This window comes from Candidatus Saccharibacteria bacterium, from assembly GCA_034521515.1.
Taxonomy (GTDB): Bacteria; Patescibacteriota; Saccharimonadia; order Saccharimonadales; family JAXHMH01; genus JAXHMH01.
Window position 1 is genome coordinate 1 of sequence record JAXHMH010000002.1, and the last position, 22,080, is coordinate 22,080.

At 44.9% G+C, this 22,080-nt stretch carries 19 protein-coding genes; 16 read left to right on the top strand and 3 right to left on the bottom strand.

The genetic code is table 11. The annotated features are described in order from the left end of the window. Positions 1-512 precede the first annotated feature (512 nt). From U5K77_00070 to U5K77_00085, 4 genes are all read left to right on the top strand, one after another. Entirely contained in the window at positions 513-1,301 is a 789-nt protein-coding gene (locus U5K77_00070; GenBank protein ID MDZ7744147.1) for a hypothetical protein, read from the top strand. A gap of 2 nt (positions 1,302-1,303) precedes the next feature. Then, the gene (locus tag U5K77_00075) at positions 1,304-2,635 is read left to right on the top strand and encodes a multicopper oxidase domain-containing protein (GenBank protein ID MDZ7744148.1); all 1,332 of its coding nucleotides are present in this window, start codon (positions 1,304-1,306) and stop codon (positions 2,633-2,635) included. 69 nt (positions 2,636-2,704) lie between these two features. Next, positions 2,705-3,430: an ABC transporter ATP-binding protein gene (locus tag U5K77_00080; protein ID MDZ7744149.1), complete on the top strand. Its 726-nt coding sequence runs from the start codon at positions 2,705-2,707 to the stop codon at positions 3,428-3,430. Beyond that, a complete protein-coding gene (locus tag U5K77_00085) occupies positions 3,427-4,164 on the top strand; it encodes an ABC transporter permease (protein ID MDZ7744150.1) in 738 nt (245 codons plus the stop codon). The genes U5K77_00080 and U5K77_00085 overlap by 4 nt, the downstream gene beginning before the upstream one ends. 13 nt (positions 4,165-4,177) lie before the next feature. On the opposite strand, the gene U5K77_00090 is transcribed toward U5K77_00085, so the two are convergent. The 3 genes from U5K77_00090 to U5K77_00100 form a co-directional block, all read right to left on the bottom strand. Continuing rightward, positions 4,178-4,927 (bottom strand): LysM peptidoglycan-binding domain-containing protein, encoded by a 750-nt coding sequence (locus tag U5K77_00090; GenBank protein MDZ7744151.1) that lies wholly within the window; start codon positions 4,925-4,927, stop codon positions 4,178-4,180. A gap of 234 nt (positions 4,928-5,161) precedes the next feature. Then, positions 5,162-5,920, bottom strand: coding sequence for a slipin family protein (locus U5K77_00095; protein MDZ7744152.1), 759 nt, complete (start codon positions 5,918-5,920; stop codon positions 5,162-5,164). Between the two features lie 3 nt (positions 5,921-5,923). Further along, on the bottom strand, positions 5,924-7,207 hold the full coding sequence (locus U5K77_00100; GenBank protein MDZ7744153.1) for a nodulation protein NfeD: 1,284 nt from the start codon (positions 7,205-7,207) through the stop codon (positions 5,924-5,926). Positions 7,208-7,471: 264 nt separating this feature from the next. Between U5K77_00100 and U5K77_00105 the strand changes: the two genes are divergently transcribed. The 12 genes from U5K77_00105 (at position 7,472) to U5K77_00160 (ending at position 22,067) form a co-directional block, all read left to right on the top strand. Next, the gene (locus U5K77_00105; GenBank protein ID MDZ7744154.1) at positions 7,472-8,623 is read left to right on the top strand and encodes a hypothetical protein; all 1,152 of its coding nucleotides are present in this window, start codon (positions 7,472-7,474) and stop codon (positions 8,621-8,623) included. A gap of 231 nt (positions 8,624-8,854) precedes the next feature. Continuing rightward, positions 8,855-10,714, top strand: coding sequence for an ATP-binding protein (locus tag U5K77_00110; GenBank protein MDZ7744155.1), 1,860 nt, complete (start codon positions 8,855-8,857; stop codon positions 10,712-10,714). A 6-nt stretch (positions 10,715-10,720) separates the two neighbouring features. Beyond that, on the top strand, positions 10,721-11,848 hold the full coding sequence (locus U5K77_00115) for a hypothetical protein (GenBank protein MDZ7744156.1): 1,128 nt from the start codon (positions 10,721-10,723) through the stop codon (positions 11,846-11,848). Positions 11,849-11,921: 73 nt separating this feature from the next. Beyond that, complete coding sequence (locus U5K77_00120; GenBank protein MDZ7744157.1) at positions 11,922-13,091, top strand: hypothetical protein; 1,170 nt, start codon at positions 11,922-11,924, stop codon at positions 13,089-13,091. Between the two features lie 54 nt (positions 13,092-13,145). Further along, positions 13,146-13,556, top strand: a complete 411-nt coding sequence (locus tag U5K77_00125) for a response regulator (GenBank protein ID MDZ7744158.1) — start codon at positions 13,146-13,148, stop codon at positions 13,554-13,556. Positions 13,557-13,559: 3 nt separating this feature from the next. After that, positions 13,560-13,922: a response regulator gene (locus U5K77_00130; protein MDZ7744159.1), complete on the top strand. Its 363-nt coding sequence runs from the start codon at positions 13,560-13,562 to the stop codon at positions 13,920-13,922. Positions 13,923-13,995: 73 nt separating this feature from the next. Further along, positions 13,996-15,690: a GspE/PulE family protein gene (locus U5K77_00135; protein ID MDZ7744160.1), complete on the top strand. Its 1,695-nt coding sequence runs from the start codon at positions 13,996-13,998 to the stop codon at positions 15,688-15,690. Further along, positions 15,687-16,730 (top strand): type II secretion system F family protein, encoded by a 1,044-nt coding sequence (locus U5K77_00140; GenBank protein MDZ7744161.1) that lies wholly within the window; start codon positions 15,687-15,689, stop codon positions 16,728-16,730. Before U5K77_00135 ends, U5K77_00140 begins: the two co-directional genes overlap by 4 nt. A gap of 12 nt (positions 16,731-16,742) precedes the next feature. Then, positions 16,743-17,753, top strand: a complete 1,011-nt coding sequence (locus U5K77_00145; protein ID MDZ7744162.1) for a PA14 domain-containing protein — start codon at positions 16,743-16,745, stop codon at positions 17,751-17,753. Further along, positions 17,750-20,155 (top strand): PA14 domain-containing protein, encoded by a 2,406-nt coding sequence (locus U5K77_00150; protein ID MDZ7744163.1) that lies wholly within the window; start codon positions 17,750-17,752, stop codon positions 20,153-20,155. The genes U5K77_00145 and U5K77_00150 overlap by 4 nt, the downstream gene beginning before the upstream one ends. Then, positions 20,152-21,672 (top strand): prepilin-type N-terminal cleavage/methylation domain-containing protein, encoded by a 1,521-nt coding sequence (locus U5K77_00155; protein ID MDZ7744164.1) that lies wholly within the window; start codon positions 20,152-20,154, stop codon positions 21,670-21,672. The genes U5K77_00150 and U5K77_00155 overlap by 4 nt, the downstream gene beginning before the upstream one ends. Continuing rightward, the gene (locus U5K77_00160; GenBank protein ID MDZ7744165.1) at positions 21,669-22,067 is read left to right on the top strand and encodes a hypothetical protein; all 399 of its coding nucleotides are present in this window, start codon (positions 21,669-21,671) and stop codon (positions 22,065-22,067) included. The genes U5K77_00155 and U5K77_00160 overlap by 4 nt, the downstream gene beginning before the upstream one ends. Positions 22,068-22,080: the final 13 nt, after the last annotated feature.

Genomic DNA, 22,080 nt, shown 5'->3' on the forward strand with positions numbered 1-22,080 from the left:
GTATTTCTGCTATGACACTGGAGGCGAGCGGTGGCGGATTGTGTTAGCTTGGTGCAAATCACTTCGGACTATTCGTGGCTTTTTAATAGGCTCACACTGTGGTTAAAATCAAATAGTAAAAGATACCAACGAGCAACTGCTACAGGTTTGTTTTTAGATGGATATGATGCAGCTATCTGGCGGTTTCGGGCTGACTCGTTGACTGGTGCCGGAATATTACAAGCGACAGGACTAAGCAAAACTATAGTTTTATAACCGGAGGCGTGTTGCTTGAGATATACAGCATTGCAATTGGAGATATAGTTTTCATTATTCTTCAGGTTGTATTTATAGCAGCAGCACTGTATAACCTTTACACGCAAAAACTCAGCAATACTAACAAGTTGCAGCCCTAATCAATAAGCTCTGATGCGGGCGACAGTTTCTAGCTAAACCGTTTTACGTCGGTAAGGTTTCGCGCGCTTGTCTGAAGAGAGCTTACCGTTAAATAATGCTGTTCGTTTCCAACATACATGCACGGACTACGCGCCACCGAACACCTGATCATTTTGCATGTTCTCGGTATCGCCCTCGGTGTTGGCGGGGCATTGACAACCGACGCAACGTTTTTACGAAGCATCTGGGATCGCACCATAACCAAAGGGCAGCTGCAGCTTATAGAGATAATCTCTAAGGTTGTTGTTGCCGGTTTAGGGCTCCTAATCCTAAGCGGCTTATCGCTCGTTGCTTTACACCCGCACTACCTGAGTTTATCCGATGGCAGCCAGCTATTTTGGGTTAAGATGACAATCGTTGCCATACTTACCATAAACGGCGTAGTCTTCCATAAAAAAATATTGCCGATACTGCAACGACACGCTGATAAAAGCTTGGCTTCCGAGGAAATCCGCAGCAAGCTGTGGCTGCTTGCCTCAACCGGCGGATTGTCTGGCATATCCTGGGTGACTGTTCTGATATTGGGTAAAGTTATGCAAGTTACTGACTTTTCTTACCTGTTAATCCTAAACGCCTACCTATTACTTGTTTTTGGGGCTATTCTTACCGGATATATAGGTATCTACTGGATAATATTCTCGGAGCTGCGCGGCAAACGTATATTTCCGTTGAGCAAGAGTACGCCGCCAGGTATGAAAAAAATAACCAAGATAAACAAAATCCTTATAACCATCGCTTTGATTGTCGTGTTCGCGCTTGGTTTTATGTTAATAACTAACAACGGAGATGACTCTGCTTCATCCGAATCCAGTTATAACAAGGTCAATCGCACAGCCTACGTTAACAACAGGGGTTATCAAAACTAGCTATGTTCCACTCCATTAAACAAAACGACATTGTCCAGCTGATTTTAAAAAGCCGCTACGTGAAAGTTGTTGGTACGCTTCTGTTTATTCTTACCCTGGCGTTCGCGGTTCAGCTATACGCCACCTTTTTAAACGGCGATGACTCTATGGACGCCACAGGCTCCAATACAATTACTGTCCACGTCGGGGAAATGTACTTTGAGCAACAGGGTTCAGAAATACCTGCCGGATACCTAGAAGCGGCGGTTGGCGATACCATCAAATTCACTAATGTTGGCAACCTTAGACATTCCGTGACCGTTGACGAGCTTGGTTTTGATGAGGTTATAAACCCCGGCGAAGAAACTGTCCTAGAGGTTACCCAAACACTTGAAGATACCCGTATTCATTGCCGGTTCCATAACGGACACGAGGCTGTCATAACCGTGCATGCTAGCGGTAACGAGAACAATACCTTCCATACCGACCACAGCGGTTCAATTGATAGGGGAGTAGAACCATATGAAGGGGATCTACCAATACGCTCGGCTGAGGATGCCGTTGAGCGTCTAGACTACCAGGAAGTCGATGGGGTTAAAGAGTTTGAACTTACCGCAGAACATATTGTCTGGGAATATGCCGATGGCGTACAGCTTGAATCGTGGACATTTGGCGGGCAAATACCCGGACCACAAATACGTGTCACCGAAGGCGACCAAGTACGTGTTATATTTAAAAATGAGCTGCCGGTAGCCACAACCGTACACTGGCACGGTGTTGATGTGCCAAATGCCATGGACGGTGTGCCTAATGTAACCCAAGCTGCGGTCGAACCGGGCGAAACGTTTATTTATGAGTTTACCGCTGATCCAGCCGGGACAAAATTTTATCACTCGCACGGTTCGCACCACGGCGACGAACATCAGCAGGTTGACATGGGACTATCCGGACCACTGGTTATAGAACCTGCTGACTCGCCGCCAATCGACAAAGAATTCATCATGATGCTTGGTGAACGACCTGAAGCTGGCGTCTACCCAATAAACGGTAAAATATTTCCTGAACCAGAAGTATTAACTGTATCAGAAGGCGACCGAGTCCGTGTCCGCATGATTAACGCCAGCTCAAGTGCTATACACCCTATGCATCTGCATGGCCATCAATTTGAAGTCGTTGCTATGGACGGAAATGATGTGCCTGTAGCGGCTATCCAAAAACGCAACACCCAACCCATGATGCCCGGCGAAATTTACGATATCGAATTTACCGCTGACAACCCAGGTGATTGGATGTTCCATTGTCACGAGCTCGTCCACGTAGCCGGCGGGATGGTTGCACTACTCGCTTACGAGTAGACTACGCCGTCATATTTGTAACTTAGTATTAGTCGTAGTGAAAATAACCGGTTATACTTAAATATAATTATGAATGACTCAGTAATTAATATCAGTAATGTATCAGTTAACTTTGATTCATTCACGGCACTAAATGATGTTTCGGCTCAAATCCCAAAAGGCAAAATTACCGGCATTATTGGCCCGTCAGGAGCAGGCAAGACAACGCTCATCCGAAGCATAGTCGGTAGGCAAAAAATATCCGACGGATCGATAACTATATACGATGAGCCGGCGGGTTCGGCTAGCCTCAGGAGTCAAGTTAGTTATAAAACTCAAGAGGTCTCAGCCTATTATGACCTTACAGTCACCCAAAACCTGCAGTACTTTGCCCGTATGATGAACCTTCCAAGACAACAAGCTAAACAACAAACCCAAGAGTTTATTAATACCATGAGTCTACAGCAGCAGAGTAAGCAACTAGTTGGCAGTCTTTCCGGAGGGCAAAAACAACGGGTATCACTTGCCATTGCATTGATCGGCAAGCCAAAATTGCTGGTGCTCGACGAACCAACAGTCGGGCTTGACCCGTTACTACGCGACGAGCTTTGGATAATGTTTCGGAATCTGGCAGAAAGCGGGCTAACTCTACTTATTTCTAGCCATGTGATGGACGAAGCCGAGCGCTGTGACGACTTACTATTAATTAGACACGGTAAAATTGTCGCCCACGCTACTCCGGATAATATGAAACGTCAAACCAACACTAAGACAATAGAGGAAAGCTTTTTGAAACTTGTCAGGAGCAATACATGAACCCCTTACGAACACTCGCCACTACTAGACGCGTGCTCCAACAATTACGTCACGACCCGCGAACGATGATATTGGTGATTGGCGTGCCAATACTCCTCATGACTATACTAAAGTTTTTGTTTGATGGGCAGCCACATATCTATCAGATGACGGCTCCGCTGCTTCTTGGAATATTCCCGCTGTTTATTATGTTTTTAATTACGTCAATCGCAACACTGCGAGAACGTACATCGGGCACCCTGGACAGACTCATGACCCAACCTATCTCTAAACTGGATTTTGTGTTTGGTTATGCACTAGCGTTTTCTATTGTCGGGCTGGTTCAGGCAGCCATCGTAACTATTTACACTCTTACCGTACTGGACGTTAGCGTAGCTGGTGGACTAGGCCTGGTACTGGTAACCTCGTTTTTTGCCGCCTTTCTTGGAACCGCACTTGGTTTGTTTGTGAGTGCTTTTGCCCGCAACGAGTTCCAGGCAGTCCAGCTAGTAATGCCTATTTTGATGCCGCAAGTCTTGTTGTGCGGCCTGTTTGTGCCACGTGATCAAATGGCCAGCGGGCTAGAAAGGATTTCTAATTTATTGCCTTTGACGTATTCTGTTGATGCCATGCGGGAAGTTGCACAACACGCCAACTGGACAGCTGATCTAACCATTAACCTGCTAGTAGTGTTAGCTTTTGGAATCGGTGTACTACTACTCGGCACCGTTACTATACGCCGCCAAGAAAAATAGCACGCTTTTTTATTTAGTAGATATATGTAAAGTTACTAGCGGCTACTGTACGTGAACTGGTGACATTCCAACCCTTAAAGTTCATCTCACTCACCGTTACTGTGCCATTATTGTGTACTTGTTTAACGTACACCACGTGCATACCTTGTTGACCGACAGCACCAACCCGCGGCGTTGAGCCGGTTGGTAAACCTTGAGCTCTTGCTCGTGCAACCCACGTGTTGGCGTTGCCGAGGTTGTTTGGCAAATCAGGCCGTAAGTTTTTTACATGCCACGTACAATAACCATAGGTATATAAGTTACCACTGGCCGACCCACGGGCGGTACTGGTGCTTGAGACAGATCGACTCGAAGCGGTTGATTGTTCAGCTGTCGAGCTTGGCTGCGGGACACTTGAACGCGATGGCTCCTGTGAAATATCTGTAGTAATAGGCGGAGAGGGCAATTCGCGTTCCTCTAGTTCTTCGTCTTCTTTAGGGATAACAATAGTTTCATCTACCTTTATGATATCCGGATGTTCCAAATGTGTGTTTTTATCAAATAACCGCCGCCAACTTGTGTCATAACGTTTGGCGATTTTACTTAGCGAATCGTCTTCCTGTACTTTGTACTTAACCGGCTCTGGCTTGTTTTCTGATGAATCATCCTGGCGGCGATTCTCACGTACATCCAAAACCGCTAACTCTCGGATTTTGCTTGGTGTTTCGTCTTTCGTCACTGTTTCAAGTGGTGTGAGCGCTTGTGCACTCTGAGTGTGTGCCATAAAAATTAGCACACATAAAAATATCCCCGCCAAAAATGCGGTCATACGCATAATACTTAACCCTCCTAAAATTTGGTTTGCTTCATACTTAATTTCCGGACGTCACGCTACTGACGATGCCGGTCATAGCAGCCTGCTACCTCACATAGCTCTAGGCACAAAGACTTATACTACACACCAAAATTTGAAAGTCAAGCCTTATAAAACAGCACAAACTTAACTGTCAACTATGAACTATTTCTTCTTGGGCTTCTCTAGCAGATCATTAACAAAACTGATCATTTCCATAGGGAATAATATTGTAGTATTTGGTTCTTTGGCAGCGTCGGTCAAGGTTTCCAAGTACCTTAGTGCAATAGGGGAGGCGTTAAGTACTTCACCAGCTTGACGGAGCTTATCTGACGCCTGATACTCGCCTTCAGCCAAGATAATTTTAGCTCGGCGCATCCGCTCGGCTTCTGCCTGCTTGGCAATAGCCCGCTGCATATTGGATGGGATCTCGACGTGTTTTACTTCAACCGAAGTGACTTTAATACCCCACGGATCTGTGGCTTGATCGATAATACTATGGAGGCGTTGATTGACCTTTTCGCGATTGGTCAAAATCTCATCCAAGCTTGACGAACCGGTAACAGTACGCAAGGTTGTTTGCGACACTTGTGAAGTTGCCATCCGAAAGTTCTCGATATCAATCGTCGCTTTCTGTGGGTCAGAAACTTTAAAGTACACCACCGCGTCAACCTTTATAGGCACATTGTCTTCACTTATAACCTCTTGCGGCGGGACGTCCATGGTAACTACACGCAAATCAACCTTTACCATACGATCAATAATCGGAATAATAAAGAACAAACCGGGGCCTTTGACGCCCGCAAACCGGCCAAGCCGGAAAATAACCCCGCGTTCATACTCATTTGTAATACGAATCGCCGCTGGCAACACAGCGACCGCTAAAATAATCAGCCAAAAAAGTGATACAAACAAATCAGCCATGGTTTACTCCCTCTTACGTGGTTTAACGTTATCAACAATCACGGTATTACCCTTGATACCTATAATATACACCTTGACGCCTTTGGCTGCACGACTTTTCACACCTTTTTTCTGCTCAGCTAGCCAGCTTTTACCATTAATATTTACCCGTCCACGGGGAGTCAGTTTCTCGGTCACGACAGCTTCTTGGCCAATCATTGCCTCACTACCGCTTACCGGCGTGGTTTTAATTGTCCGCACCAATGCTCGACTAATAAACGCAAAGGCAACAACTGCCGACAGTAAGGTAAGTAGCGTTATGATACCGGACAAGCTTATGATATTCGGGGAATAAAACGGTTCTTGGCTCAATGTCAGCACACCAGCGAAAATGGCAACCATACCGCCAATACCAAAAATACCAAAACCCGGCTGATCAAACACTTCAATGGCAACCAAGATTGCACCTATAACAAGTAGGCCAATACCTAAGAACGTAAACTCAATAATACCTATACCCCAAAGACCTATCAGCAGTAGCACTAGTCCAACCGCCGCCGAGATTTCAAACTCACCAGAACGCACTGCAAACACTAAAGCAAGAGCGCCAAGTGACAAAAATAATGACACCAAAAACGGATCAGATAAAGTATTGAGGACTTGTCCGGTCAAAGTAGGTTCTATAGTTACCAGGTTCGCGCCGCTCACGTCCAGATATGTCAGAACCTCGGAGATATCGGTTGCTGTCATATCAATAACACCAGCTTCCAAAGCCTCACTACCACGCAGGGTTAGATTTTCCGACACGAACTGCTCCGCAATATCGGCGTTACGACCACGCTCTTCAGCTAAACCGCGAACCCATGAGACCGTGGCCTCCTGGACTTTTTCATCCTGGATTTCGTTACCGCCATCGGGGGAGAAAGGTTGTGCCGCACCAATTGAAGCATTTGGATGCACAATAGCTTCATCGGCCGCCAAGAGAATAATGGTCCCCGCAGAATATGCCCAGCCACCCGGCTGATTTACATAAACAACCACCGGCACCTCACTAGCGGTTATCGCCTCCACAATACTGCGGGTTGACTGGAGCAAGCCGCCTGGCGTTTCTAGGGAGATAATTAAATGGCTAGCGTCAGCTTCTGAAGCTTGGTTAATAGCTCGCTGTACGTCTAACACTGTGCCAGCTTTAATATCATCGTTTAACTCCAACTGATAGACGGGCTGGTCTTCGGCCGTCACTACTTGAGCAAGCACGCCAGTCACCATCAGGCAAAGCAGAATAATGCTATAACAAAGCCATTTCATAAACTTATTATACCAATCAGCTTATGCAAATACTGCCCGATTTTTTTATTGTTTAAAAAAGAGTTTATGGCCGCCTGAAACAATAAAATAGACATAAAAAGTAAACGCGCCAGACGTCTGGCGCGTTTAGGTCATTGTTATGCATCCATTGGTTTTAGTAGCCTTAGATACACGTTATGTTACTAATCGGAGCGCAATCTGCTACAATTGTGCATAAGGTTAAATTGCGGTAATTTCTATTTTGTAAATCATGGAGATAGTACTATGGAAGCCAAAGCCATGGACAGTAATTCAAAAATAATATTTTGGGCGATAACCAGCACAATGGTTATTTTAAGTCTGCTTAGCTATGTACTTGTTACAAACCCATCAACTGCAGTCAAATTTTCGTTTATGGTTGCTCTGTTGCCAACATTATTCCATTTTGGGGCGGCGTATTATTTTTTGGCTGGTATAAAATATTTCAAGTCAAAACAACGCATTGCATACATACTAATTAGTACCGGAATGGTGGTACTAGGTATCGCCGTTATGCAACTGGCAATCGTTAAATTATTTGGACTGCGAGAATGGATTACCAGCGGCGGGATTCTTATACCTTATCTTGCCTCCGGCGCGTTATTGTTTGCCGGTGTACGCCGTTTTGCACGCCTGTTAAACATAAAGGGACTAGCAACATCTTGGCTCGCCTTACTTGCAGTCTGGGTAATAGCAAGCATACTATTCTCGTTCATCCCGTATGTTGACAAACCCATCGAACACCAATCACACGTTATATCTTTAACCGTCAATACATTCAATGCAGTAGTGTTTGCTTTTGGTGCCTGGGGTCTGCTTAAAATCAAGAAGGTCATCGGCAAAATTTATCAAACATCACTAAGGTGGTTCTATAAAGCCATGTTAGCGGCCTTTTTAGTTGCCGTGCCATATAGTATCGTGCTATTAACATTACCTCTTAATCACTGGTATTACAACTATACCGTTACCGCTGTGTTGTTCATAGTAAGCAGCTGGCTGTTTATGCGTGCCGGTTATAGCTTTAGCCGGATTGGTCAACTTAAAAACATCACCAAAGATGATACCAGTGAAGAGTTACTGGGATATAAACCAAAACAAAGTAGCGACCAAGAGTCGTCAATTCTTGACGTTATAGTCTATATCTCGTCTCTAGCCAGTGATAACCGCGAAATCGACCCCAAACTCGATACGGTTCGAAGCATCACCTCCCAGCTAAAACCTGGCGAACAGCCGTCTGCCGAGGCAGAGAAACGGTTGCTCTCGGTCTATAAAGTGCTCGAGAACTATCTTATTAACGATGATAAGCTGCAAAAACTCGACAAAAAACGTCTTCGTGACGCTGTATTCGAGCAAACTGGCGTAAAAATTAACGAACTCATCACTAAAGAGAACGATTAGATGGATAATTCTAGCTAACAGCGCAAGTCTCTTTTAACAACCACGAGCGACAATACTTATTAGTTGTTAAAACGACCGTAAAAAACTTACGCTTTGGAGCAATTACGTATAAAATGATAGCAATGCATGACAAAAAGCTACCCGTTAACAAGCAAACGCAACAAGCTGTATGCAACTTATCTCACCTTTATCAATCTAGGCATTCAAATAAACTTAATCTAAAGATTAGTTATGAAAAATAAGTCATTACGAAAGCTGTTTGCTATCTTAGTGGTGGCTATCGCTGGACTTGCTATTATTGCTGTTTCATTCCAGTATGCCGCTGTGTCGCGCACCCAACAGGTTTTCGACTCAGTAATTAATAACAACGTGCAACGTGTTCAAACGCTTCACGACCTGCGCCACGGCGTATCTTCTACCGTTGCATTTATTAGTTTGGATAGCGTTTCCGAGGATGAAAAACTCCAAGCCATAGAGCAAAATAAAATAAAAGCACAACAAGACGTTGAATTGTTTAACCGCAGCATACAAAATCAACGCGGCAACATTCATGTAGTTAATATTAGCGATACAGAAAGCCTGCTGGATAACTTTTACCGACAAGCTACTCTAGTAGTGAACAATCAACTCCCGCTGCAGCAATTACGCCAGACTCAAGCGCAGTTCAACGATTTGATTAGCGACAGCATATCTCTCGAGATGGACAACTTGTCAGAAGACCGACGTAGCGTTGACAGTGAGACGACTGAACTTGCCAGGCAATCGATTATTGCCGCAATGCTGCCGGTACTGGTTACTGTTATCGCCAGCCTATTAGCTGGCATGTTGATTGTTAGGCGGCTAACAAACATTAAAACTGGCGCGGATCGTATTGCCAGCGGTGACTTTTCCCGGCCTATTCCCGTAGAATCGGAAGACGAGATCGGTCAAGTAGAAAATGCTTTCAACCAGATGGCGGTGCGCTTGCGTGATTCATACCAACGTATTGCACTAGAGAAACGTCGTGATGAAGCTCTCCTGAAAAGCATGAGTGAAGGCATGATTGCCGTCGATAAAAAAGAAGAGATCGTTCTTATTAACGACAACGCTGTTGAACTGCTGCATATAGAGAGCGAGGACAAGCTGGTTGGATCAAATATTGACCACGTATTGGAACTGAAGGGCGTTGATGGTCACGACATAGATAAGAAACAGCATCCAGTGCAACAAGCACTAAAATCAAGCTCGATTATCGAAGACGTTTATAGCGTTAAGCTAGCCTCAAAACATAAACTTGATATTAACGTAAGTGTCAGTCCGGTTGAAGTTGACGGAGAAACACATGGTGCGATTATTGTGCTACGTGACGTTACCAAAGACCGTGAGGTTGACCGCATGAAGACAGAGTTTATATCGTTGGCGTCCCACCAGTTACGCACCCCCTTATCGGCTATAAAATGGTTCTCTGAAATGCTTTTGGCCGGCGATGCTGGCAAGCTAAAAAAAGAACAGTCTGAGTTTGCGCAAAATATTTACGATTCAACTGATCGTATGATTGAACTAGTCAACTCACTACTTAACATTTCACGTATTGAGTCGGGTCGTATCATTATCGACCCAGTCCCAACCGACTTGAGCCAGCTGGTCAACAGCATAGTTACCGAGCTCAAACAACGCGCCGATGAGAAAGAACAGAAACTACTAATAAGCGCTCATAAAAATCTTCCCAAAATTAACATAGACCCCAAACTGGTTCGCCAGGTGTATCTCAACCTGCTAACCAACGCCATTAAATATACCCCTAAGGGCGGTGAAATTTCGGTGTTTATATCACGCAAAGACGACCATATCATTTCGCAAGTCACCGATAACGGATACGGGATACCCAAGGCTCAGCATAAAAAAGTATTCCAAAAATTTTTCCGGGCTGAGAATATTGTTAAGATTGAAACTGACGGTAATGGGCTGGGCATGTATCTGGTCAAGTCAATTGTCGAATCATCAGGCGGCAAAATTTGGTTTGAAAGCGAGGAAGGTAAGGGGACTACATTTTGGTTTACTTTGCCGATGAGCGGCATGCAAGCCAAGGAAGGGGAAGTTTCACTAGATTAAAAAATTATGAACAAAATCAGCATAAACATACCAAAAATTATCTTACTTTTAACCAGCGTCGCTGCCGTAGCTAGCGTATTTATCTCGTTGTACGCTTTTCGTGGCGAAGCAACCTCTTCGCAAGTTGCTCTCATAATCGGTGTCTTACCGCTTGTGCTTAATATCGGCGCAATCGCGCTATTCATTACAGGGCTTCGCAACTTCTCGAATAAACTCAAAATACACTACGCCACACTTGGAGCCGGCGTATTTTTGCTCAGCCTCGGCCAAGCTCAGATTCCGTACGTAATTCTTACCGAAGATTGGGCAATCGTAGAGTCAGGACTGAGCGGTATTCCGTTTATATTGTCTGTTATTTTAATGTTTTGGGGAATGCGCAAAATTTCGACTTTACTCCGTATTAAAACTCCGTGGTCTTCGGTGCCTTTACTTATTCTCACCGCCATTGCCACCAGTATGTTCGTTATACTCCTGCCTCGAACAGATTCTACGCTACCGGAAGCTGTGTTGCTGGCTACCATCGCACTAATAACTTACGACATGGTTTTTGAGGTATTTTGTGCCGGGCTTGCGTACACTATTAAACAGAAAACCAGCAGCGCCTACAGAGCTACAATGGGGTGGCTATTTTGGGCGTTCTTAGCAATGCTACCCTCGGCACTCTTTTATCTGGCTACTTACTTGTATTTATCGGAGGGTAATTGGTTTTATGACTACAATATAATTTCATCGCCCTTCTTTTTCAGCAGTCTGTTTTTCTTGCTAGCCGGTTTTTGGTTTACAAAAATTGTCGAGTCATCTGAGAAAATCAAACCGAGTAATTTTTTGGGACTAGACATTGTACTGTTTAGTGCAAATCTAGTATCTAACCCGAGTGATATAGACGTTCTACTTGATACTGTACGGGAAATCAGTTCAGAATCCGAGAAACAGACGAGTTTTACTACGCAACAACTAGATAAACTAAAAGATACATATCTCGCTATTGAGGAGTACCTTACCACTCAAGAAAACTTACGTTCATTCACGGTGTCAGGTCTACGTCAATATATAGAGACGACATTTAATCTACAGGATCACTCCGATAAAGCTTTTTGGGATAAACTGCCTCCTAACGAGAAACACAAAGCATAACAATATAAACCACTGGACAATTGTTTAAAATACCGCATAATCATAGCCTGAAGCCATAAGGAGGGAAGTGCGTATGCCGTTAGCAAAAAACGAGGCAGCTCTACGCAAAATCGCAACATTGACTATACTGGTTTCTTTTCTGTTTGGTTTTTTGGCGCTCGTTTTATTCTGGAACCAGCCACCAGACAAGGGCGTGCCGGTAACAGCTGGTCTTTCGGTAGCCGCAACACTGCTTATGTTCGGAGCCGTACCATTTTACCTAAGTGCACTAAAAAGTTTCCGTACGACCATAAAGAAAGCCTACGTAGTGTTCTGTGTCGGTGTTATTTTGTTCGCAATTGCCCAAATACAAATACCTATTGCAACTGTTTTTAATTTTTGGCTCATCGTTAATAGCGGGGCGTTTATGATTCCCTACGTACTTGCAGCATTGTTTATGTATTTTGGGGCGCGTAGGATAGCTAAAATACTCAAACTACAAACGGTCCTAAACTCGCCTACGCTTATCATATTAACAGCAACTGCACTCGCTGGGTTAAGTTATTTTTTGCCCCATAATCCGGATAATTGGCTTGATACAGCTTCAATTAAATTATCGGTTGGGTTAGTCGTCTGGGTATCTAGCAATGCGCTTGCCACAGCTTTGTTATTTTTCAAAATAACCGAAAAAATCAGCGACTCCTATAAACCAGCTATGAAGTGGCTCTACCGATCAATGATAATGATTGCATTAACCGGCGTTCACTACGTGTTTGTTTTGCTCGTATTCGTGACCTCTCGCTACGAAAATGTTGGGCAACCCAACGAAATTTACGTACCGGGTGACTGGTATCCCGATTTTAGTCTTGCAATTATACCGCTCATAATAACAGGCTTGCTTCTCATCCGAGCCGGTTACGAGTTTAGCCTGTTGACCGCCTCAAAAGCACCGGCCGACAAACCCACGGTTAGCGATAAGGGTCTTTCGTTGCTAGATGTCATAACCTATACATCCAAGCTTGCGACCGATCCGGCAGACATCGACCCCATACTCGATCCGGTTCGCGAGATAACTGCCCAAATGAACCATACCCGTGAGTTATCCAAAACCGAGCAATCGACGCTCGTGCGGGTCTACTTGGACATCGAACGATATCTTATTGAACACGAGCCAGTCCGCCAGTTCGATCGTCAATCACTTCGGGAAACAATCGCCGAAGAGTTTAGCGTAGACCCATCCTTGAAGTCAGTTCTAGAAAGCTAGCCGAACACTACTAACCACTACATGAATACCCTGGTTGTGTGATACAGTAGAACCATGAAAATTCCAGCCGCTACCATTATGGTGGTCGAGGACGAAACGCTGCTCCTCCAAGCAATAGGCAAGAAACTACGCGCAACCGGCTATCAGGTGGTGTCGTGTTCTTCAGGCAAGCAAGCTATCGATTACCTTGGTAACTTTGATTCTTTGCCCGATGTTATATGGCTTGATTATTATCTCGGCGATATCGACGGCCTAACCTTCATGGAAACCATGAAAGAAAAGAAGGAGTGGGAGGATATACCGGTTATTGTAGTAAGTAACTCTGCCGGCCCAGAAAAAGTCCACACTATACTGGGATTAGGAGCAAAGAAATATATACTCAAGGCTGAGCATCGATTAGACGAAATTATTGAGACTGTTGATTCTTTTGTTAAAAAAGAAAAGAAACAAAAGAAGGGATTGTAAGCTATGGCCAAGATTTTAGTCGTAGAAGATGACAAGTTCCTAACAAGTGCTTACCGTGCTAAACTAACCAAAGCAGGGTTTGAGACTGATACCGCTTCTGATGGAGAAGAAGCTATCGAAAAGCTCAAAACCAGTGTACCTGATATTATGTTGCTTGACCTGGTAATGCCACGCAAAGATGGTTTTGCCGTACTAAAAGAAGTCCGCGGCCAAGACAATTTAAAAGACTTGCCGATTATCGTGACATCCAATTTAGGCCAAAAAGAAGACATGGATAAAGCTAAGTCTCTGGGGGCAACAGACTACATTATAAAAAGCGACATGACTATGGAGTCGTTGGTAGACAAAGTTAATTCTTTGTTATAGACAAATCTAGAGGCATCGTAGCGCAATTGCTTAAAACCGTGAAAGACAAAGATCGAGGTATGGGTGGGATAACATGCAAATCAGTGACAAACAACTTGTAAAGCTCATCAGTGAGCTGGATTATGTTTCAGCTGATGATCTAAAGAAAGCTCAAGATAATGCCACCACCAGTGGTATTTCACTTTATGAGTCTCTACAACGATCCGAATTAATGACCGATGAGAACCTCGGTAAATTAATCGCCTATTCGTATAAGCTGCCCTTTATTACTCTTGGGCAATTGAATATTCCAGAAGAGATATTGAAAATAACCCCCAAGGAAACGGCCGAGAAGTTCCGGGTAATAACCTTTGAGCTCAAAGACGGGGAGCTAAAGATTGGTACCTCAGAACCGGATAACCAGACCTTGTTTGCCAATTTAACCAAAAAAGCTGGAGCCGAAAAGTTCCGCTTGTACTACGTAACCGAGCAAGACGTGAGCTCAACGCTCCGGTTATACAAAGAAAAAATGCAGTCCGTTTTTAAGGATATGTTGCAGCAAAAAGGCCAGGGGGGCGATTTACCAGTTGCTCATATTGTTGAAACTATCATTGAATACGCTTTTACTAACCAAGCATCTGATATCCACGTAGAACCTACCAGAGAGGAATCATATGTGCGGTTTCGGATTGACGGTGTACTGCACGATGTCGTTAAATTACCACGAAGATTGCACGACCAAGTTGTAACCCGTATAAAAGTACTGGCTCGATTGCGTACTGACGAACACTTTAGCGCCCAAGATGGTCGAACCAGAGTGACAGTCGACGAAAAAGACGTCGATATACGCGTTTCGATTGTCCCGGTGATTGGTGGCGAAAAGGCCGTTCTGCGCTTGCTGGCATCACATATGCGCCAATTTGGGCTAACAGATTTAGGTATGCAAGAAGCCGACCTTAAAAAGGTACGCGACGGTTTTGCTAAACCGTACGGTATGGTGCTTTCTACTGGTCCGACGGGTTCCGGTAAAACCACAAGCATGTATGCCATATTAAAAATTCTAAACGTCCGCGAAAAAAATATCGCTACTATTGAAGACCCGGTAGAATACGAACTCAAGGGTGTGAATCAAATCCAAGCTAACCCAAAGGCCAATCTGTCTTTTGCCAATGGACTTCGCTCAATTTTAAGACAAGATCCTGACATTATTTACGTCGGTGAAATTAGAGATGAAGAGACAGCCAATATTGCAATTAATTCGGCCATGACTGGCCACTTAGTGCTCTCTACTATGCACACCAATGATGCAGCAACCACGTTACCGCGTCTGATTGATATGAAGATCGAGCCTTTCTTGGCCGCCACAAGCGTAAACGTAATTATTGCCCAAAGACTGGTTAGAAAAATATGCGACCGTTGTAAGGCTAGTTTAGAACTTACTCGAACCAAAACTGGTTGGAGCGGTGACGACGTGTCCGCAAAACAACTAGCCGCGCTCGACCCGGCGACAGTATCCCGACATTTTGGCGCGACCGGCTCAGTTAGAGTGTACCGAGGCAAGGGCTGTGGTGCCTGCCACGAAACAGGATACAGCGGCCGCGTTGGCGTATTTGAGGTTTTGGAAGTTTCTCCTGCTATCCAGAAACTAATTACCGACAAGGCGAGCTCGGAGGCTATCACCGCTGCAGCTGTCAAAGAAGGCATGACCACCATGATGGATGATGGAATGAAAAAAGTACGCTCAGGCATTACCACGCTTGAGGAAATATTAAGGGCAACTAGAGCATGAGTGTGACGCTATCGGGTAAAGACAAACTGGAGATTCTGGGTAATATTACTACTATGCTACACGCCGGTATATCTCTCTCTGAGGCGGTTGACTCGCTTCTGGAAGATAATAAGGGTGCTTCACGCAACGCACTAAATATGTTCCGTGATGAGCTTCATGAAGGCCGCTCCCTATCGGTTGCTATGAAGAAAATGCCCAAATCATTTGATGCAGTTACTATAAACTTAATTGCCGCCGGTGAAGAGTCCGGAACCTTAGTTGAAACCCTGGAGGACGTCACCAAAAACATCCGCAAAGAACTTGCTTTTAACGACAAGATTAAAGCCAGCCTCATGTATCCGGCCTTCGTCATGGGGATACTGGCCGCTGTTATGATACTTATACTAACTTTCGTCATACCGCGCATATCAGAGGTTTTCCTAGGCTTGAACGTTGAGTTGCCACTCGCTACACGCGTGCTGATACAAATGTCAGCCTTTTTTACTAACAACCTTATCTTTGTCGGGCTTGGTACGGTTCTTATCGTGACACTGCTTATTCTCTTAATTAAGACTAAAAAACACGCTATGGCCAATATGCTACTTAGCTTGCCGGGGTTTAAGAAATTGGGTCGCGAGATTGATCTGGCGCGGTTTACCCGCAGTATGGGTTTGTTGCTTAGCTCTGGGATAACCGCATCCGAGGGTCTGGCACTTGCCAAAGCATCTGTACTAAAAAAAGACATTTCTAGAGCGGTTGATCACATGGCAAAAAATGTCGAAGCCGGCAAGCCAATGTCTACCGATTTGCGCACGCTCGATAAAGACGTAATACCTCCAGTCATGATAAGACTCATGCAAACCGCCGAACAATCCGGTACACTGGAAACAACCTTTCGCGAACTAAGCACATACTTTTCAAACCAAGTTAGCCGCACACTCAAAACCTTTATTGCTTTGCTGGAACCAATACTACTAGTGGTGGTAGGTTTGCTTGTTGGAGGTATCATGCTAGCAATTATTGCACCGATTTATGGGCTTATTAGTCAAATTAATACCTAGGTAGTTCTGTTGATGGAGCGTAAACTTACACAATCGCAACCAGGATTTACAATTATTGAGCTGTTGGTTGTCATATCACTACTGGCTGTGCTACTTGCAATCTCATCTATGGGAGTAATTGGACCAAGGACTACCGCAGACGTACAGAGCACTACGAGTCAACTTATATCTGATATAAAAAGCCAACAAATAAAAGCTATGAATGGCCATACCGACCCCAGTAATACAACACAGGATCAAGGGATTATTGTGCATAACGAGGAATACACCCTTTTTTCGGGTGGTTCCGCCTGCGACCCAAGCGAAACAGCCTACTACGAAAAATATGATGGAATAAACGGGACAGCATTATCGGAGCTCTACAGCAGTCCGAACTTCCCGAGTAATCCTAGTAGCACGCAAATACTCAGTGGTATCAATCTCTCTTCGCCGATTAATATTGATGACAATTTTGGCGCACGAGTCTCGGCACTTCTGTGCCCACCGGATAGCGGGGAATACATTTTTTACGTAACTGGTGATGACGAGACAGAATTACGATTAAGTACTGATACAAATCCAGCCAACGTCAGTGTCATTGCTTCAGTTCCAACGTGGGCACCGGCGAACAACTGGACAACTTTCCCAGAACAAACTTCAGAACCTGTAAATCTTTTGGCTGACACGTACTACTATATTGAAGTTAACTACAAAGAGGGCTCTGGAGGCGATCACGGCCAAATCGGCTGGATGTTACCTGACGGAACATTAGAGCGTCCGATTGTTAGCAATCGCTATTCACAACCAAGCGAATCAGATGTAGTGACCGACATCGGTTCTGACAGCTTCACAATTGAACTGAACAATAGCGTAACGCTAAGCACCACGCTACCGAGTAATCGTTTATTATTCTTGAAGGGGAGCGGGGAGGTTAGTGGTCTCAATGACGGTAACGCAACAATCACAGTCAATAGCCAACTATCTGGAGAAACCAACGTAATCTCTATCAATAAATTTGGCGCAACAACGGTAAACAAACTATGAAGCATATTAATTTCCATTACTTTCAACGAGGTCAAACAATCATAGAAGTACTTATTACAATCGCACTAACAGCCATTATGCTACCTGCACTTTTAACATCTATTATTGTCTCTAGGGAAGGTCGTGCCCAAACTGAAGAGCATTTACTGGCAAGTGGACTAGTGCAGGAATCCGTCGAAGTGCTACGTAGTGTCCGTGAAGAAAACTGGGATAATATCAGCACCAATGGCACCTATCATATAGCATCTACTAGTACTGGCTGGTCGCTCATGAGTGGAGCTGAAACTGTTGACGGCTACACAAAATCAATAGTCATTGAAGATGCCTACCGCGATGATACAGGAACTATACTCGAAGCAGACCCAGACGACGAGATTACTACTTGCACTCCAACAGGTAACGCACGGTTTGAAAAATATGACAATATCAGCGGAACAGCAATTTCACAGCTTTACGATAGCGCGAACTTTCCGGATAATCCAACCAGCACTCAAAGCATTAACGATACGGTTCTGACAACACCGATAAACATCGACGATAACTTCGGAGGTCGCTTGTCGGCGCTCCTCTGTGCACCTGAAGATGGTAACTACATTTTTTACGTTAACGGTGACGACGGCACCGAGCTACGTATCAGTGCTGACACTGACCCAGCCAATGTCAGCACTATTGCGTCTGTAGATGGCTGGACAAATGCAGGTGAATGGAATAAGTACACATCCCAAACCTCAGCTCCAGTCACGCTCAACGCAGGCCAATATTATTACATTGAAGCGAACTACAAAGAAGCTGGCGGTGGCGACCATGCCCAAATCGGTTGGAGATTGCCAAATAACACTACACAGCGGCCAATTAGCAATACTCACTATTCTTTACCAAATGAAGCAAACGAGGTTTATACAACACAAACTAGCCCAGACGCCTCTACTAAAAAAATCACAGTTAGTGTTGAATGGACAACGCCGCGACCTGACAGCATTAGTACTACCTTTTACTTTAGCCGATATGAAAACGATGTTTGGGAGCAAATTAGTCATGCCGATTTTGCCAGTGGAAGCTTCAACGGTACAACAGCTTCATTTGACAGTGGAGGTAGCGTAACTCTTGCTACCGGCCAAACATTTGATTGGGAAGACGTTTCTACTGCAAACGGCTATAACACCCCTGGTAACACGGACGGCTACCGTATATATGCAGATTCGCTCACAGAACGTATCTACCTCTCAACCGGAGCAACGCTATACATTTTTAGTGTGCAAAACCCAACCAATCCATCTCTCCTTGGTAGTTATGGGGCAGGCTCACAGATTAATGGCATACATGTAGACGGAGATCATACCTATTTAGCAACATCTGGCAACACCACTGAACTCCAAATCGTAGATGTGAGCAACCCCAACTCTCCATCTCTTACTACTAATTTAAACCTCGGCGGTACAACCGATGCAACTAACATTCATGTAGTAGACGGGTACGCTTACGTGAGCCAATCACCAAGCACGGCTGGCGGAGCTTGCGAACTATGTATCGTTGACATCAGTGACCCTGTATCACCATCTATTTCGGGCGGTTACGATACAGGTTCAAATATAAACTCATTGTATTATTACGAAGAGCATGTTTACGTAGCCATAGACAACACAGCTGCCGAGCTTGCAGTCCTGAACGTAAGCAACAAGAACAACCCTACCGTTTCTACGTATTACAACGCACCAGGAACAATAGCTGGCAATGCAGTGTTTGTTGCTGATGACACTGTATACTTTGGTCGGTTTAACTATAACGGAGGGCAAGAGCTCTACACTCTCAGTACGGATGGCTCTTCACTGTCTCTACTGGACGCATTGGATCTTGGCAGGAACGTCAATAGCATTCACAAACTAGGTGATAAGCTATTGTTAGCATTATCTGGCACAAATCCTCAAATTCGTGTTATAGATGTAGCCGATCCTAGCAACATATCACAGATGGATGGCACTGGTATTGGAGGTAACACCGCCAACCAAGGCGTCTTTTTCGGCAACTACGGCTACATCGCGTCATCGACCAACAATTCTGAGCTAACCGTAGTAGTCCCTAGCATAACTGGCAGCGGGTTTGAGGAAGAGGGCGAGTACATTTCACCAACATTCGACAGCGGCTCTACAGCTGGATACAACTATCTGTCATTCCAGTCATCACAACCACCTGGTACTACACTGCGTCTACAGGTCGCGGCCAACAACGACAATGCTACCTGGGATTTTATTGGACCGGACGGAACACCAACTAGCTACTATACCGATAATAATTCGCTGCCTTTTGATCTATCCGGTAGATATTTCCGCTATCGACTACTGCTCACTGGACCAGGAGACACCACGTCAGCATTAGAAAATATAACAATAAATTACTCGCCATGATTAAACAGCAAACAAGAAAACAGACCGGATTTACTCTAATAGAAGTAGTCGTTGCTTTAGCATTAACGTCTGTGATGCTAATGGTATTAACCGACATGCTAGTAAGTCTAGTCTCCTTACACAAGGAATCTTATTCAGCGTCGGCGGTGACCCAAGACGGGCGCTATCTATTGAATCGCTTAGAACACGACATACGCCGCGCAAGTGATGTTTCCGTCCCAGAGACACTTGGCGACACCAATGACACGCTGGAGCTCACCATAGATGGATTAGTATATACATACTCTTTAAGCGATCTCGATAACATCCGCCTAGATACCGCAGAAGTAAATACCGGGGACACGTCGTACCTATCAGTTGATGGAGGTTATAACACGCCTGATAGTTTTGGTGGCACTAAACTAGAGGTAGACAACGCTAATGAACGTGCATATTTACTAACTGGCGACAACCTTTACATTTTGGACGTATCTGACAAAAATAACATACTAAATATTGGCTCGTACAACACGGGTGTCACCGTCAACGATATGGCTCTAGAGGGCGACTATGCATATCTCACAACCCCTTCAGACAATGCTGAGCTGCTCATAATAAACGTCAGCGATCCTGCATCTCCATCACTCACCAACTCAGTCGATCTAGAATATACCGAGGACGCCCTAGGTGTCGCGGTATCCGACGGTTACGCATATGTTGGTCGCACATCTGGCTGGTGTTGCTTCTGGGGCTTTGGGAGCGTCACGGCAGAATTATACATTGTGGATATATCCATACCTGAATCCGCCAGTTCAGTTGGCAGCTACGAAGTCGGATATCCATACCATGTTAACGAAATTGCCATCTCTGGAAACTATGCGTATCTCGGCAATGAAAACGGCGATTCCGAAATAATAGTACTTGACGTATCTAATAAATCTAACCCTTCAGCTGCCGGATTATACAATATTGGTGGCACTGCTGTTGTTACCAAACTACAGACGAGCAACAACAATCTATTCGTATCCACCGCCAACAACGGCAGTGACAGCGAATTCCTCATTTTGAACATTAGCGATCCAGCCTCGCCCTCACTCACCGGTAGTTACGAAACAGGTGTTGACGTCAACGGGTTCCATATCAATGACACTACCGCCTCACTTGCCATGTCATCCTCTGGTCAGCAGGTCTCTCTACTCGATATCAGCAACTTGTCTGCGCCATCACTGAACGACAGTACTACGCTCGGGGGAGGGCACAACGCCAACGCTATCGCCTATTTTGATAATTGGGCCTATGTCGCATCATCTAACACTAGTCAAGAACTAACGCTCGTTCGTCAAGATTTACCAGAACCGCCAGATTCCAGCCGCCTAAACGGCTCCAACACGGTGATTTCTAACCTTTCGTTCCAGCGTCTCGGTGCAAGTGGCGATACGCCGACAATCAAGATTAATCTTACCGTAACCAGCCGCATAGACGAACCATCCGGGGCAAAAACGCAAAACTTCACCACAACAGTCGGGATGCGCCAATGAGCCAAAGACGCACAAGCTTGACTACCATTCAAACCGGTCACGTTCTCATAACCTTACTGGTGTTTATGATTATGTTCATTTCTATAACCGGCGCAGCTGTTAGTATCACAGTCATCAACACCCAAGCGATAATCAGTCTCAAAGCCGGACAAGAAGCTTTCCGTTTGGCTGAAAACGGGGCAGAGAATGCTTTATTGCGACTACTGCGTGACCCAGGTTACGACGGAGAAACACTTTCGTTAGATACCGGAACTGCTACAATAAACGTAAGCGGATCCACCACCAAAACAATTACTTCGGTTGGGCAAAGCGGCGATTTCCAGCGGACAGTGGAAATAACCGCTGAACAATCAGGCGGCACGCTAAACATAACAAGCTGGAGTGAAATACCTTAGACTGTGTTTTCGA

Excerpts from the sequence above, each read along its gene's own strand:
- U5K77_00075 (MDZ7744148.1), top strand. The coding sequence starts at position 1,304 with ATGTTCCACTCCATTAAACAAAACGACATTGTCCAGCTGATTTTAAAA.
- U5K77_00140 (MDZ7744161.1), top strand. The coding sequence starts at position 15,687 with ATGAGTGTGACGCTATCGGGTAAAGACAAACTGGAGATTCTGGGTAAT.
- U5K77_00130 (MDZ7744159.1), top strand. The coding sequence starts at position 13,560 with ATGGCCAAGATTTTAGTCGTAGAAGATGACAAGTTCCTAACAAGTGCT.
- U5K77_00135 (MDZ7744160.1), top strand. The coding sequence starts at position 13,996 with ATGCAAATCAGTGACAAACAACTTGTAAAGCTCATCAGTGAGCTGGAT.
- U5K77_00120 (MDZ7744157.1), top strand. The coding sequence starts at position 11,922 with ATGCCGTTAGCAAAAAACGAGGCAGCTCTACGCAAAATCGCAACATTG.
- U5K77_00150 (MDZ7744163.1), top strand. The coding sequence starts at position 17,750 with ATGAAGCATATTAATTTCCATTACTTTCAACGAGGTCAAACAATCATA.
- U5K77_00095 (MDZ7744152.1), bottom strand. The coding sequence starts at position 5,920 with ATGGCTGATTTGTTTGTATCACTTTTTTGGCTGATTATTTTAGCGGTC.
- U5K77_00085 (MDZ7744150.1), top strand. The coding sequence starts at position 3,427 with ATGAACCCCTTACGAACACTCGCCACTACTAGACGCGTGCTCCAACAA.
- U5K77_00155 (MDZ7744164.1), top strand. The coding sequence starts at position 20,152 with ATGATTAAACAGCAAACAAGAAAACAGACCGGATTTACTCTAATAGAA.
- U5K77_00070 (MDZ7744147.1), top strand. The coding sequence starts at position 513 with ATGCACGGACTACGCGCCACCGAACACCTGATCATTTTGCATGTTCTC.
- U5K77_00115 (MDZ7744156.1), top strand. The coding sequence starts at position 10,721 with ATGAACAAAATCAGCATAAACATACCAAAAATTATCTTACTTTTAACC.
- U5K77_00145 (MDZ7744162.1), top strand. The coding sequence starts at position 16,743 with ATGGAGCGTAAACTTACACAATCGCAACCAGGATTTACAATTATTGAG.
- U5K77_00090 (MDZ7744151.1), bottom strand. The coding sequence starts at position 4,927 with ATGGCACACACTCAGAGTGCACAAGCGCTCACACCACTTGAAACAGTG.
- U5K77_00105 (MDZ7744154.1), top strand. The coding sequence starts at position 7,472 with ATGGAAGCCAAAGCCATGGACAGTAATTCAAAAATAATATTTTGGGCG.
- U5K77_00110 (MDZ7744155.1), top strand. The coding sequence starts at position 8,855 with ATGAAAAATAAGTCATTACGAAAGCTGTTTGCTATCTTAGTGGTGGCT.
- U5K77_00160 (MDZ7744165.1), top strand. The coding sequence starts at position 21,669 with ATGAGCCAAAGACGCACAAGCTTGACTACCATTCAAACCGGTCACGTT.
- U5K77_00125 (MDZ7744158.1), top strand. The coding sequence starts at position 13,146 with ATGAAAATTCCAGCCGCTACCATTATGGTGGTCGAGGACGAAACGCTG.
- U5K77_00080 (MDZ7744149.1), top strand. The coding sequence starts at position 2,705 with ATGAATGACTCAGTAATTAATATCAGTAATGTATCAGTTAACTTTGAT.
- U5K77_00100 (MDZ7744153.1), bottom strand. The coding sequence starts at position 7,207 with ATGAAATGGCTTTGTTATAGCATTATTCTGCTTTGCCTGATGGTGACT.